Source organism: Rhodococcus sp. 05-2255-1e (assembly GCF_002259025.1).
GTDB classification, from domain to species: domain Bacteria; phylum Actinomycetota; class Actinomycetes; order Mycobacteriales; family Mycobacteriaceae; genus Rhodococcoides; species Rhodococcoides fascians.
This window is the reverse complement of sequence record NZ_NOZE01000013.1, coordinates 202,550-216,804: the sequence shown is the minus strand read 5'-3', so window position 1 is coordinate 216,804 and position 14,255 is coordinate 202,550. Positions and strand designations below refer to the sequence as shown.

The following is a 14,255-nucleotide window of genomic DNA, read 5'->3' as shown; positions in this document are numbered from 1 at the left end:
AAATTGAACAAAAGTTCCCGCATCGTGGGATCAGTACGCCTCCGGGGCTGTGTCTGCCGGGTAAGTTGAGCCAATGTTCTCCAAAGTTTTGGTTGCCAACCGCGGCGAAATCGCTATCCGCGCCTTCCGTGCGTCCTACGAACTCGGTGCCTCGACGGTGGCGGTGTTCCCGTTCGAGGATCGAAACTCGGTGCACCGAACGAAGGCCGACGAGGCTTATCAGATCGGGGAGAAGGGCCATCCCGTTCGGGCGTATCTCTCGGTCGACGAGATCGTCGCCGCCGCCAAGCGCAGCGGTGCCGATGCTGTGTACCCCGGCTACGGATTCCTTTCCGAGAACCCGGATCTCGCCGCCGCGTGTGTGGAGGCGGGCATCACGTTCGTCGGGCCCTCCGCCGATGTCCTCGAGCTGACCGGCAACAAGGCGCGTGCGATCGCCGCTGCGAAGGCCGCGGGACTACCGGTGTTGGCGTCGTCGGAACCGTCGTCCGATATCGACGAATTGGTCGCGGCATCGGAATCGATGACCTTCCCTCTGTTCGTCAAGGCCGTGGCGGGTGGCGGTGGCCGCGGAATGCGCCGCGTGGCCGAGCCTGAGCAACTACGCGAGTCCATCGAAGCTGCTGCGCGCGAAGCGGAGTCGGCGTTCGGCGATGCGACCGTGTTCCTCGAGCAGGCAGTGATCGACCCCCGTCATATCGAGGTACAGATTCTTGCCGACGGCCAAGGCAACGTCGTCCATCTCTTCGAGCGCGATTGCAGTGTGCAGCGTCGACACCAGAAGGTGATCGAACTGGCCCCGGCACCCAACCTTCCTCAGGAACTACGCGAGAAGATCTGCGCCGACGCCGTGGCGTTCGCCAAGCAGATCGGCTATTCCTGCGCCGGTACCGTCGAGTTCCTTCTCGATACCCGCGGCAATCACGTCTTCATCGAGATGAATCCGCGAATTCAGGTGGAGCACACAGTCACCGAAGAAGTGACCGATGTGGACCTGGTGCAGTCGCAGTTGCGTATCGCCTCCGGTGAGACGTTGGCGGACCTGGGATTGCAGCAGGAGAACATCGTGTTGCGCGGTGCAGCGTTGCAATGCCGCATCACCACGGAGGATCCCGCCAACGGATTCCGGCCCGACGTCGGCCGCATCACTGCCTACCGCACCCCGGGCGGTGCCGGCGTGCGCCTCGACGGCGGCACGACGTTGGGTGCCGAGGTCGGTGCCTACTTCGACTCGATGCTCGTCAAGCTCACCTGTCGTGGCCGCGACTTCGACACTGCCGTGGCGCGCGCTCGACGTGCGGTGGCGGAGTTCAGAATTCGCGGTGTCGCGACGAACATCCCGTTCCTGCAGGCGGTTCTGGTCGACCCCGATTTCACCGCAGGACGCGTCACCACCTCCTTCATCGAGGAACGTCCGGAACTGCTGACGTCGCGTTCCTCGGGTGACCGTGGCACCAAGATCCTCACCTACCTGGCCGACGTGACGGTCAACAAGCCGCACGGGGAACGTCCCTCGCCGGTGTACCCGCACGACAAGCTGCCCGACATAGACTTCTCGGCTCCCATTCCCGACGGCTCCCGGCAACGGCTGCTGGCGCTCGGGCCGGAGGGGTTCGCCCGCGATCTGCGCAATCAGAAGGCGCTCGGTGTCACCGACACCACGTTCCGTGATGCCCATCAGTCGTTGTTGGCAACGCGTGTGCGCACCAGTGGTCTGCTCGGCGTAGCGCCGTACGTGGCGCGAACGACGCCGCAGTTACTCTCGATCGAGGCCTGGGGAGGGGCGACGTACGACGTGGCGTTGCGCTTCCTGCACGAGGATCCGTGGGAGCGGTTGGCGAGCTTGCGAGAAGCCGTGCCCAACATCGCGATTCAGATGTTGCTGCGCGGCAGGAACACCGTCGGATACACCCCGTACCCGGAGAAGGTCACCCGTAGCTTCGTCGCCGAGGCCACCGACACCGGAATCGACATCTTCCGTATCTTCGATGCGCTCAACAACGTCGATCAGATGCGTCCGGCGATCGATGCAGTGCGCGAAACCGGTACGGCCATCGCAGAAGTGGCACTGAGTTACACCGGCGACCTGTCCAATCCGAACGAGAACCTGTACACGCTCGACTACTACCTGAAGTTGGCCGAGCAGATCGTCGATGCCGGCGCGCACGTGCTGGCCATCAAGGACATGGCGGGTCTGTTGCGTGCCCCCGCGGCCAAGACGCTGGTGACGGCGTTGCGGTCCAACTTCGACCTGCCGGTGCACGTGCACACCCACGACACTCCCGGCGGACAGCTCGCTACCTACCTTGCGGCCTGGGAAGCCGGAGCCGACGCGGTCGACGGTGCCTGTGCTGCGATGGCAGGAACCACCAGTCAGCCCGCGCTGTCGGCGATCGTCGCCGCGGCTGCGCACACCGAGCGCGACACCGGGCTGGATCTGCAGGCCGTCTGCGATCTCGAGCCGTACTGGGAGGCCGTGCGAAAGGTGTACGCGCCCTTCGAGTCCGGGCTACCTGCACCGACCGGTCGCGTGTACACCCACGAGATTCCGGGCGGCCAGCTGTCGAACCTACGCCAACAGGCCATTTCGCTCGGTCTCGGTGATCGCTTCGAGACGGTCGAAGCCAATTACGCTGCGGCCGACCGCATGTTGGGTCGATTGACCAAGGTGACGCCGAGCTCGAAGGTCGTCGGCGATCTGGCTCTTGCGCTCGTGGGTGCGAATGCGTCCGCCGAGGAATTCGCCGAGGACCCCAGCCGGTACGACATTCCCGATTCCGTTGTCGGGTTCCTACGCGGCGATCTCGGAACACCCGCCGGCGGCTGGCCCGAGCCGCTGCGCACCAAGGCGCTCGAAGGCCGTGGTGCGGGCAAGCCGGTGACGCCGCTGACCGACGAGGACGAGAAGAACCTCGACGGGACGTCGGCACAACGCCGTACCACTCTGAATCGGTTGCTCTTCCCCGGCCCCACAGCGGAACTCGAAGCTCATCGAGAGAAGTACGGCGACACGACCCGACTGTCGGCCAACCAGTTCTTCTACGGTCTGCGTCAGGGCGAGGAGCATCGAGTCACGCTCGAGAAGGGCGTCGAACTGCTCATCGGTCTCGAAGCGATCTCCGACCCGGACGAACGCGGTATGCGCACCGTCATGTGCATCCTGAACGGGCAGCTACGTCCGGTGTCGGTTCGCGACCGGTCCATCGCGAGCGAAGCACCCACGGTCGAGAAGGCAGACCGCTCCAACTCCGGACACATTCCGGCTCCGTTCGCCGGGGTGGTCACCCTGGCAGTCGAGGAGGGCCAGAAGATTTCGGCCGGCGACACCATTGCCACGATCGAAGCGATGAAGATGGAGGCAGCGATCACCGCACCGCGGGGCGGCTCGGTCACTCGTCTGGCGATCTCGGGCGTTCAGCAGGTGGAGGGCGGCGATCTGCTCGTCGTCATCGGTGGGGGGTCGACGGGCGAAGAGGCCGGGAGCGAATGACCCGGATCGTCGCGGGCGTTGCCGGGGGTCGTCGATTGGCGGTCCCCGGCCAAGGCACCCGGCCCACGTCGGAGCGGGTTAGAGAGGCACTGTTCAGTGCGCTCGAAAGTCGGATGGAGCTCGACGGGGCCGCGGTGTTGGATCTGTTCGCAGGGTCGGGTGCGCTCGGACTCGAAGCACTCTCACGTGGGGCCGCGTCGGCGGTGCTGGTCGAATCCGACGCACGGGCGGCCGCGGTAGTGCGCAAGAACATCGAATCGGTCGGCCTGACCGGAGCATCGGTCAAATGCGCGCCGGTGGCCTCGGTCCTGGCCGGCACCGCCGACGCGGCGTACGACCTGGTGTTGGCAGATCCGCCGTACGCCGTCACGGATACCGCCGTGGCAGGCCTCCTCGAGCGGCTCGTGAGCGGGGGATGGCTCTCGGTCGACGCGGTGGTCGTGCTCGAACGATCGTCGCGTTCGCCGGAGACCGTATGGCCGACCGGGCTCGTGCCGGAGAAGTCCAAGAAGTACGGCGAGAGCCGAATCGAGATCGCAATCCGGGCAGGAGTGGAGCCTGCGGAATGACCGAAGTGGTCAGGAGTGGAGCCTGCGGAATGACCGGGTTGGGTCAGGAGTGGAGCCTGCGGAATGAGCTGGCTGAGCTGATAGGTTCGCGGGCATGACTGGCGCACTGTGTCCTGGATCCTTCGACCCGGTGACCATCGGTCACCTGGATATCTTCGAGCGCGCGGCGGCCGCCTTCGACGAGGTGGTGGTGACGGTGATGGTGAACAAGAGCAAGAAGGGCATGTTCAGCGTCGAGGAGCGGATCGAGATGCTCGAGGTCGCGACCGAGCATCTGCCTAACGTTCGGGTCGGTTCGTGGTATGGCCTGCTGGTCGATTACGCACGGCAAGAGGGCTTTTCGGCGATCGTGAAGGGTCTTCGGAGTGCTGTCGACTTCGATTACGAGTTGCAGATGGCGCAGATGAACCGGACGCTGACCGGAGTGGACACGGTGTTCCTCCCTGCGAATCCGGCGCACAGTTTTCTGTCGAGCTCGTTGGTCAAGGAGGTGGCCACGTTCGGGGGAGACGTCACCGGTATGTTGCCACCGTTCGTGCAGGACCGGTTGATGTCGCGTATCGCCGAGCGTGCCGCCCAGTAGTTCGATGGCGCAGTAGTTCGATGGCCCAGTAGTTCGAAAGGGCGACACACCGGGTGGGTATAGCGCAGACCGGCGTATCGGCGGGCAGACTGAACAGCGAAGAACTGTGGGTGTCGTCTGCGGAGCAGATGCGTTCGCGGTGGCAGATTCGACGATTGGGGTAACCGGTGTACCGCGTATTCGAGGCGCTCGACGAGCTCGTCGCCATTGTCGAGGAGGCGCGCGGCGTTCCGATGACTGCCGGGTGCGTCGTCCCTCGCGGCGATGTCCTGGAACTGCTCGACGACGTCCGTGACGCCATACCCGGCGAGCTCGACGATGCGCAGGACGTGTTGGATCATCGCGACAAGCTGGTGGGTGACGCGCGGGCGACGGCGGAGAAGACCGTCACCAGTGCGAACGCCGAAGCTCAGGACACGGTGGAGAACGCACGCGACTCGGCGGACCGCATTCTCGCCGACGCCAAAGCCCAGGCCGATCGCATGGTGTCCGAAGCGTCGGCGCATGCCGATCAGCTCGTGGCCGATGCCGAAGCCGAGGCCGAGCGAACGGTTCTCGAAGGCCAGCGTGAGTACGAGGCGCTGACCGTTCGCGCTCGCACCGAGGCCGATCGGATGATCGAGTCCGGTACGGCGTCGTACGAGCGGTCGGTCGCAGACGGCACCGCCGAACAGAACCGGCTCGTCTCGGAGACGGAGGTCGTTCAGGCGGCCCACGCCGAGTCGGCTCGGGTGATCGACAGCGCACACGCCGAATCCGATCGGATGCGCAGCGAGTGCGACGTCTACGTCGACACCAAGCTTGCAGAGTTCGAGGAGTTCCTCAGCGGCACCATTCGGTCGGTGGGTCGCGGTCGGCAGCAGCTGCGCACCGGCTCGGGCGTCCCGGACTACGGCAACGAACCGTACGGTGACACCTCCTACGGAAGTGCAGACCAGGGACGTCGTAGTCGGCACTGACCCGTCACGATTTGCTCACGTATGCGCAGATGCGTATCGTTGTGTGGTTGCTTACCGACAGTAGGCACACCGACAGTAAGGAAGATCAGCCGTGCCCCCGCCCAAGAGAACGACGCGTCCCGAACTGGACGCAGGATTCGTTCTGGACATTCTCAACCTCGGTCGTCGACCCGGGTCGACGAAAACCATCGAGCGGACGGTTCCGGCTCCTTCCCGAATCGGCCTCGATGCCATCGCCATCGAAGCCGGTGTACCGGTTTCGCTCGATCTGCAGTTGCAGGCGGTATCCGAGGGCGTTCTCGTCACCGGTTCCGTGCGAGCTGCCACGGCCGGTGAGTGCACGCGCTGCCTCGACCCGGTCACTGGCAATGTCGACGTCTACCTCACCGAGCTGTTCGCTTACCCGAACAGCATCACCGAGGAGACGACGGATGCGGACGAAATTCACCGCATCGTCGACGACCTGATAGACCTCGAACCCGTCATCGTCGACGCGGTCGGTCTGGAGCTTCCACTCCACCCCGTCTGCAGTGACGAGTGCGAGGGATTGTGCCCAGAATGCGGCGTTCGCCTGGCGATTGCTGAATCCGGCCACAGTCACGATACAATTGATCCTCGCTGGGCTGGACTTGCAGCCAAATTTGGCGTGGATCCAGAACCGAGCACAGAACTTGTGAACAACGAAGCCGAGGAGAAGTAAGTGGCTGTCCCGAAGCGCAAAATGTCGCGTTCCAACACGAGGTCGCGTCGTGCACAGTGGAAAACCACTGCGCCCACCCTCGTGACGTGCCCCAACCGTGGTTGCGGCGAGAAGACGCTGCCCCACATCGCGTGCCCTTCGTGCGGTACCTACAAGGGCCGCCAGGTCGTCGCAGCGGTCTGATTCCCGCTCAGGTGACAAACGAAGTAGTGGACCGACACAACGGCGGGCCACAGAACAATAGCTCCACTGCCGTCAGCGGCGGGGACGACCGAGAGTCGCTCCTCGCCGCTATCGGTGTTTCTCTGTCCGAACCCTTGTTGACGCTTGCTCTGACGCACCGGTCGTTCGCCTACGAGCACGGTGGTCTGCCGACCAACGAACGGCTCGAGTTCTTGGGCGATTCCGTGCTCGGCTTGGCGGTCACCGAGCACCTGTACGCGGTGCACCCCACCAAGTCCGAAGGTCAGCTGGCCAAGATCAGAGCCAGTGTGGTCAACATGCATGCGCTCGCCGAGGTGGCTCGTGATCTCGGTGACGGCGGCCTCGGTCGTCATCTGTTGTTGGGGAAGGGCGAAGAGCAGACCGGCGGGCGCGACAAGCCCAGCATCTTGGCCGACGGTATGGAGTCCTTGCTGGGTGCCATCCACTTGCAACACGGAATCGATGTTGCCCGCACCGTGGTTCTGACACTGTTCGCCGGCTTGCTCGATCGGGCTCCCAAGCTCGGTGCGGGTCTGGATTGGAAGACCAGCCTGCAGGAGTTGACTGCGGAACGTGCACTGGGTGTCCCCGCGTACGAGATCTCGTCCACCGGACCCGACCACGACAAGGAATTCACGGCCACTGTGCTCGTCGGCGGATTCCCGCGCGGCGTCGGGGTGGGCCGGTCGAAGAAGGAAGCCGAGCAGAAGGCTGCCAGCACGGCGTGGAACTCGTTGTCGGACAACGAGACTCCTGTCGTTGCCGACTCCGCATCCGACTCTTCCTGATGCCCGAACTGCCTGAGGTCGAGGTGGTCCGGCTCGGCCTGGAATCCCACGTGGTCGGCAAGACGGTGCGCTCGGTGGAGGTGCTACATCCTCGCGCCGTGCGGCGACACGACCTCGGCGGCCTCGATCTGATCGGCCAATTGCGGGGCCAGCGCATCGCTTCGGCCCAGCGGCGTGGCAAGTATCTGTGGCTGGTGATGGCACCCGGCGATTTCGCGACCGTCGTCCACCTGGGTATGAGCGGGCAGATGCTCGTGCAGCCTCCCACTGCCCCGGACGAGAAGCACCTGAGAATTCGAGCTCGCCTGGACGACGGTAGCGACCTCCGCTTCGTCGACCAACGGACCTTCGGCGGTTGGGCACTCGCTCCGATCGTGACGGTGAACGGGACCCAGGTACCCGAACCGGTCGCGCACATCGCCCGCGATCCTATCGACCCACTGTTCGATGCCGAATCGGTGGTGAACGTGTTGCGCGGCAAGCACACCGAGATCAAGCGGGCACTGCTCGACCAGACCGTGCTGTCCGGTGTCGGCAACATATACGCAGACGAAGCGTTGTGGCGCGCGAAGATTCACGGCAATCGAATCGCAGAAACACTGACGCGTCCCGCGCTGCGGCGTCTGCTGACCGGGGTCCACGCGGTGCTGGGGGAGGCCCTCGCTCAAGGCGGAACGTCCTTCGATGCGCTGTACGTCAACGTCAACGGGCAGTCCGGCTACTTCGACAGGTCGCTCGATGCCTACGGGCAGGAAGGACTGCCCTGTTCGAGGTGCGGCGCACCGATCCGGCGCGAAAAATTCATGAACCGCTCCTCGTTCAGCTGCCCCACCTGCCAGCCGCGGCCGCGACACCTCCGGACCTGACCGCACAAGGTCATTCCGCAGGCTCCACTCCTGAACCGCCCGCCTAGTATTTCGGTCATGGCAGAACAGAGCACGCCGACCAATCTCTGGGTCGAGCGCACAGGCACACGTCGATACACCGGTCGCAGTTCGCGGGGAGCCGAGGTGCTCATCGGGTCCGAATCGGTCGAGGGTGTTTTCACTCCGGGGGAGCTGCTCAAGATCGCCCTCGCGGCGTGCACGGGCATGAGCTCCGACGTCCCGCTCTCTCGTCGACTCGGTGACGACTACTCCGCCACCGTCGAGGTGTCGGGGGCCGCCGACCGCGAGAACGAGCTCTATCCCGAGTTGAACGAGATTCTTCGAGTCGACCTCAGCGCGATGGACCCCGAGGCGCAGCAACGCCTGCTGACCGTCGTCGAGCGTGCCATCGACAAGGTGTGCACGGTCGGACGGACCTTGAAGGCCGGAACGACGATCAACCTGGACATCGACGTGGACGCCTGATGAAGTCTCGGGCGATCCTCACCGCTGTGTTGCTCTGCGGCGCGTCGATCGCCGCGGCCCCGGCCGCACAGGCGTCGAGTACGTGCACTCCGTGGTCGGTGAGCACAGTGGCGTCGGGATTCGGGATGCTCGAGAATCTCCAGTTCGACGGCCGCGGTTCGATGATCGTTTCCGAGACGTCGCCGATCGGACCGGGTGCTCTACGTAGCGTCGCGCCGAACGGAGACCGGGGCACTCTGGTGTCGGGCGTCGAGTCACCCGGCGGGTTGGTGCGGGACGGAGACACCCTGTACTTCACCACCGGAAACAGTGCGGCCGCAGGATTTTTCGATTCCTCGACCGGAACGATCGACGCGCTCGATCTCGATACCGGCGGTCGCTCGACGTACGCGTCGGGCCTGGCGATGCCCAACGGACTGGCGAGATCGGAGACGGGTGATCTCTTCACCACCCGTAATCTGGGTGTCGTTGCAGGCCTGAGCCGGATCGCGACCGATCGCAGCGTGTCGACGGTACGCACGGATCTGGGGTCTGCCAACGGGATTGCGATTGCGCGCGGAAAGATCTACGTGGGCAACACGTTCGATGTCGAGCCCGTCGTGTACGTCCTCGACGAGCAGGATCCGTCCGGTTCGGTCTCGCGTGTTCGCGTCGACGGATTCGGACCACTCACCATGTCGGACGACCTGACCGTGGGTGTCGACGGAATGATCTATCTCGCACAGAATCTCGCGGGACGAGTTATTCGCATCGACCCGGCGTCGGGGTCGTCGTGTGTCGTGGCGACAGGTGTGCCGCTGACATCCGCGGTCGCGTTCGGCGGGGTGGGATTCGACCCGACGTCGTTGTACGCAACGAGTTTCGACGGATCCGTCCGAGAGTTGAGCCCGGCATGAACGACGAGCGTCTGACGGCGTGGGTGCACGGCCTGGTGCAGGGCGTCGGGTTTCGGTGGTGGACTCGATCGCGTGCTCTCGAACTCGGTCTCGTCGGTCATGCGACCAACCACGCCGACGGACGGGTGCTGGTGATCGCTGAGGGACCGCGCGATCGTCTCGACGCGCTTCTCGAACTGCTACGCGGTGGTGGCACCCCCGGCACGGTGACGCTCGTCGTCGAGAGTTGGGGGTCGGCCCGCGGTGATCTGAGCGGTTTCGTCGAGCGCTGACCTGCACTACCGGAGGCTGGGCGCGCGGGTGGGCACCTGGCCGGTAAAGTACGGACGCTATGTATCTGAAGAGTCTGACGCTCAAGGGCTTCAAGTCCTTCGCTTCGGCGACGACTCTTCGATTCGAGCCCGGTATCACCTGCGTGGTCGGACCGAACGGCTCCGGTAAATCGAATGTCGTGGACGCTCTGACCTGGGTGATGGGCGAGCAGGGTGCCAAAGCCCTGCGCGGCGGCAAGATGGAAGACGTCATCTTCGCGGGAACCTCGGGTCGAGCGCCGCTGGGTCGAGCCGAGGTGACGCTGACGATCGACAACTCCGACGGAGCGCTGCCGATCGACTACTCCGAGGTATCGATCACCCGCCGCATGTTTCGCGATGGTGCGGGCGAGTACGAAATCAACGGAAGCTCCTGCCGTTTGATGGACGTCCAGGAGCTGCTGAGCGACTCCGGTATCGGGCGCGAGATGCACGTGATCGTCGGGCAGGGCCGGCTGGCGGCGATTCTCGAATCCCGCCCGGAGGACCGGCGAGCATTCATCGAGGAAGCTGCCGGCGTTCTCAAGCACCGCAAACGCAAGGAAAAGGCGGTCCGCAAACTCGACGCGATGCAGGCCAATCTCGCGCGACTGACCGATCTGACGACCGAACTGCGTCGGCAACTCAAGCCGTTGGGTCGACAGGCCGAGGTCGCACGTCGAGCGCAGACGGTGCAGGCAGACCTGCGCGACGCTCGCCTCCGGCTGGCGGCAGACGATTTGGTGGCCAGGCGAGAAGAATTCGCCAACCAGACGCAGGACGAGGAAGCGGCTCGCGAGCAGTATGCGATGGTGCAGGACGCCCTCGAGGCGGGGACCGTAGCCCTCGCCGAACACGAGCAAGCCGTCGCTCGCCTGACGCCCAGCGCCGAAGCAGCCGGGCAGACGTGGTTTCGACTTTCCGCGCTGGCCGAACGAGTCAACGCGACTGTTCGCATCGCGCACGAGCGGGCCCGGCACCTCGACTCCGTGCAGAGCGCCGGTCGAGGGCAGGACCCAGACGAGCTGGAGGCACAAGCCGAGCGGGTTGCCGAAGAAGAGATGGAACTCGTCGAAGCCGTGGAGATGGCGCGGGAAACCCTCGAGGCGGCCCGCGAACAGTTGGCTGAACGAGAGTCGGCGGCTGCGGCTGCGGAACGGGCGCACCTGGCGGCCGTGCGTGCGGTGGCCGATCGCAGGGAGGGCTTTGCACGCTTGTCCGGGCGGGTCGATACCTTCCGGACCAAGGTCGAATCTATCGACGCCGAGGTGGCACGCCTGTCGGTGGCCATCGACGAGGCCCGTGAACGGGGCGAGGCGGCCCAGCGCGAGTTCGAGAGCGTGCAGGACCAGATCGGTACCCTCGACGCCAGCGAACTGAGCTTGGACACCCACTACGAGCGCGCAGTGGCTGCGCTACGTCATGCCGATGCGCGTGTCTCGGAACTGCAGGCCGAGGAACGCACCGCGGGTAAGCGGGTGGCGTCCTTCGAAGCGCGGATCGAGGCGCTGACGATGGGCCTCGAACGAAAAGACGGTGCCGGCTGGTTGGTGGAGAACGAACAGGACGGACTGTCGGGATTGCTGGCCGGGCACCTGACGGTCGAGCCGGGATACGAGATCGCGGTCGCAGTCGCGATGGGACCGGCGGCCGACGCTGCCCACGCAGAGTCCTTCGCCGCTGCCCGCGATGCAGTCCTGGCGCTCCGCGCCGCGGACGGTGGTCGCGCAGCCATAGTGCACAGCAGTTCCGTTGCAGTGCAACCACTCTCGCGACCGGAACTTCCTGATGGCGCGCGGTGGGTGCTCGATCTCATCGACTATCCGGACCGCCTGGCCGGTGCCATGACGGCATTGCTCGACGGCGTGGTCGCCGTCGACTCGCTCGACACCGCGCACCGACTCGTCTCCGACAACGGCCGACTGCGCGCGGTGACCAAGGACGGCGACGTCGTCGAGCCCGGGTGGGTGACCGGAGGATCGGACCGACGGCCCAGCACGCTCGAAGTGCAATCCGCCATCGACACCTCGACCGTCGAGCTGGCTGCGGCCGTGCGCCGGGCCGAGGAACTCGATGCAGCGCTTTCCGGCGCGCTCGCGGAACAGCGCGACCGACGTGAATCGGCGGAGCAGGCTCTGGCTGCCCTCAATGAATCCGATGCCGCAATGGCAGCTGTGTACGAGCAGCTGGGCAGGCTCGGTCAATTGGCGCGGTCTGCTCATGCCGAGTCGGCACGGTTGACGACGCAGCGTGATTCGGCAGAGACGAGTCGTGAGGAAGCGGTCGCTCGGCTGGCCGAGCTGGAAGACAGCCTGCGATCTGCCGAGGACGAACAATCCGGGTTCGTGGGAGACGGTGAGAGCGGCGACGCGGCCACCACGATGGAGCGTGAAATGGCGGCGGCCGCGCTCACCGAGGTTCGCGCCGTGGAAGTCGAAGCTCGGCTGAACGTGCGCACCGCGGAGGAGCGTGCGCAGTCGGTCCGGGGACGGGCAGATTCGCTACGCCGGGCGGCGCGAGCCGAGCGGGAGGCCAGAGCCAGGGCCGAGAGGGAGAGCGCGGCTCGGCGTCATGCTGCCGCGGTCGCTGCCGCAGTGGCGGAGTCGGGTGAAGAGCTCGCGACTCGTCTCGGGGCGGTCGTCGCTGCTGCCGCACGGCGGCGCGACGAGCTCTCGGCCGAACGGACAACGCGCACAGCCGAACTCGACACGGTCAAGGAGCAGGTTCGGGCACTGCAGGGACAGTTGGCCTCGATCACCGACGCGGTGCACCGCGACGAGGTGGCGCGTGCCCAGGCCGCCCTGCGCATCGAGCAACTCGAGACGACCATTCTCGAACAGCACGGGATCGGTCTCGACGACTTGGTAGCGGAATACGGCCCCGACGTCCCGCTGCCTCCGACCGAACTCGAAATGGCCGAGTACGAGGCGGCCAAGGAACGCGGTGAGCAGGTGGTGGCACCCGCCCCGATGCCGTTCGACCGCGCCACTCAGCAGGCGCGTGTCAAACGCGCCGAACGGGATCTGGCCACGCTCGGCAAGGTGAACCCGCTGGCTCTGGAAGAGTTCGCGGCACTGGAAGAGCGATACAACTTTCTGTCCACCCAGCTCGAGGACGTCAAGTCCGCGCGCAAGGACCTGCTCGGGGTCGTCGCCGACGTGGACGACCGCATCCTGCAGGTGTTCACCGAGGCCTGGCTGGACGTCGAGCGTGAATTCACCGGTGTCTTCGCCAAACTGTTCCCCGGTGGCGAGGGACGGCTGATTCTGACCGACCCGTCGGACATGCTCACCACCGGAATCGAAGTGGAAGCACGGCCGCCCGGCAAGAAGGTCAAGCGGCTGTCGCTGCTGTCCGGCGGCGAGAAGTCACTGACGGCCGTTGCGATGCTCGTGGCGATCTTCCGTGCTCGACCGTCGCCGTTCTACGTGATGGACGAGGTCGAAGCAGCGCTGGACGACACCAACCTGCGGCGACTCATCGGTTTGTTCGAGCAACTCCGCGAGAAGTCGCAACTGATCGTCATCACGCACCAGAAGCCGACGATGGAAGTGGCCGACGCCCTCTACGGCGTCAGTATGCGCGGCGACGGCATCACCACCGTCATCTCGCAGCGGCTCAATCGCGAGCGTGTCGCCGTCGATACAGTCGAACCCGCCGAACCGGACGTGTCGGTGCCCAGCGACACCGATACCGCGACGTGAGGTTGCGCTACTTCTCGGGGTAGAGCTGCTCGGCGTAGGAGGGCCCGTAGTACTCGCGGAGTTCTTCCACCGTTTCGGGTGCCTGCGGAATCAACGCTTTCGTCAAGGACGCGACATCGGGAATGGAGTCCGCATCCCACGTGTCCGGCTGCCACAACTTGGACCGCATGAATGCCTTGGCGCAGTGGTGGAACACCTGCTCGATGTCGACGACGAGGCACATGATGGGTCGGTGGCCCTTGACCTGTAGTTCGTCGAAGAACGGTGCGTCGGTCACCAGCGACGCGCGACCGTTGATGCGCAGGGTGTCGCCGCGCCCCGGCACGAAGAAGTTCAGGCCGACGAACGGATTCTCGACAATGTTGCGGTAGCCGTCCATTCGACGATTACCGGGCCGTTCGGCCAGTGCGATCGTGGCCTCGTCGATGACGTGGACCAGGCTGCCAGGCGGATCACCCTTGGGGGAGACGTCGCACCGCCCGCTCGCGTCCGAGGTTCCCATCAGGCAGAAAGGCGAGGCCGCGAGCCATTGCGCGTCGAGTGGATGCAGGGTCCGGCGATCCTTGTTGGCCGCCCGAAAGCTGGGTTCGCCGAACATGGCGGTCAGTTGGTCGGCGTCGCGCACCGTGGTCCACGTCATGGCGACGATGCTATCGACACGACCCGGACGGCGGACAGTCCATTTCGGCGATGCACCACCGATGCGTTCGGTCGTGACCA

General features: G+C 65.2%; 13 protein-coding genes. 12 read left to right on the top strand and 1 reads right to left on the bottom strand.

Annotated features, from left to right (window positions below):
• The first annotated feature begins 73 nt into the window (after positions 1 to 73).
• The 12 genes from CH262_RS11170 (at position 74) to smc (ending at position 13,535) form a co-directional block, all read left to right on the top strand.
• A complete protein-coding gene (locus tag CH262_RS11170) occupies positions 74 to 3,490 on the top strand; it encodes a pyruvate carboxylase (protein WP_094717605.1) in 3,417 nt (1,138 codons plus the stop codon).
• On the top strand, positions 3,487 to 4,059 hold the full coding sequence (gene rsmD, locus CH262_RS11165; protein ID WP_094717604.1) for a 16S rRNA (guanine(966)-N(2))-methyltransferase RsmD: 573 nt from the start codon (positions 3,487 to 3,489) through the stop codon (positions 4,057 to 4,059). The genes CH262_RS11170 and rsmD overlap by 4 nt, the downstream gene beginning before the upstream one ends.
• Before the next feature lie 94 nt (positions 4,060 to 4,153).
• On the top strand, positions 4,154 to 4,642 hold the full coding sequence (gene coaD, locus CH262_RS11160) for a pantetheine-phosphate adenylyltransferase (RefSeq protein ID WP_027496670.1): 489 nt from the start codon (positions 4,154 to 4,156) through the stop codon (positions 4,640 to 4,642).
• 167 nt (positions 4,643 to 4,809) lie between these two features.
• On the top strand, positions 4,810 to 5,601 hold the full coding sequence (locus CH262_RS11155; RefSeq protein ID WP_045841865.1) for a DivIVA domain-containing protein: 792 nt from the start codon (positions 4,810 to 4,812) through the stop codon (positions 5,599 to 5,601).
• Positions 5,602 to 5,692: 91 nt separating this feature from the next.
• Positions 5,693 to 6,301: a YceD family protein gene (locus tag CH262_RS11150; RefSeq protein WP_027496671.1), complete on the top strand. Its 609-nt coding sequence runs from the start codon at positions 5,693 to 5,695 to the stop codon at positions 6,299 to 6,301.
• Positions 6,302 to 6,484: a 50S ribosomal protein L32 gene (rpmF, locus tag CH262_RS11145; RefSeq protein ID WP_032397784.1), complete on the top strand. Its 183-nt coding sequence runs from the start codon at positions 6,302 to 6,304 to the stop codon at positions 6,482 to 6,484.
• 26 nt (positions 6,485 to 6,510) lie between these two features.
• Positions 6,511 to 7,293, top strand: coding sequence for a ribonuclease III (gene rnc, locus CH262_RS11140; RefSeq protein ID WP_027496672.1), 783 nt, complete (start codon positions 6,511 to 6,513; stop codon positions 7,291 to 7,293).
• Positions 7,293 to 8,159, top strand: coding sequence for a bifunctional DNA-formamidopyrimidine glycosylase/DNA-(apurinic or apyrimidinic site) lyase (gene mutM / locus CH262_RS11135; protein WP_094717603.1), 867 nt, complete (start codon positions 7,293 to 7,295; stop codon positions 8,157 to 8,159). The genes rnc and mutM overlap by 1 nt, the downstream gene beginning before the upstream one ends.
• 57 nt (positions 8,160 to 8,216) lie before the next feature.
• Positions 8,217 to 8,645, top strand: a complete 429-nt coding sequence (locus CH262_RS11130) for an OsmC family protein (RefSeq protein WP_027496674.1) — start codon at positions 8,217 to 8,219, stop codon at positions 8,643 to 8,645.
• Positions 8,645 to 9,541 (top strand): SMP-30/gluconolactonase/LRE family protein, encoded by an 897-nt coding sequence (locus tag CH262_RS11125; protein ID WP_094717602.1) that lies wholly within the window; start codon positions 8,645 to 8,647, stop codon positions 9,539 to 9,541. Before CH262_RS11130 ends, CH262_RS11125 begins: the two co-directional genes overlap by 1 nt.
• Entirely contained in the window at positions 9,538 to 9,813 is a 276-nt protein-coding gene (locus CH262_RS11120; RefSeq protein WP_027496676.1) for an acylphosphatase, read from the top strand. The genes CH262_RS11125 and CH262_RS11120 overlap by 4 nt, the downstream gene beginning before the upstream one ends.
• A 59-nt stretch (positions 9,814 to 9,872) precedes the next feature.
• Positions 9,873 to 13,535, top strand: coding sequence for a chromosome segregation protein SMC (smc, locus tag CH262_RS11115; RefSeq protein ID WP_094717601.1), 3,663 nt, complete (start codon positions 9,873 to 9,875; stop codon positions 13,533 to 13,535).
• Positions 13,536 to 13,542: 7 nt separating this feature from the next.
• Here the strand turns inward: smc and CH262_RS11110 are convergent, their stop codons facing one another.
• Positions 13,543 to 14,175: an MSMEG_1061 family FMN-dependent PPOX-type flavoprotein gene (locus CH262_RS11110; protein ID WP_094717738.1), complete on the bottom strand. Its 633-nt coding sequence runs from the start codon at positions 14,173 to 14,175 to the stop codon at positions 13,543 to 13,545.
• Positions 14,176 to 14,255 lie beyond the last annotated feature (80 nt).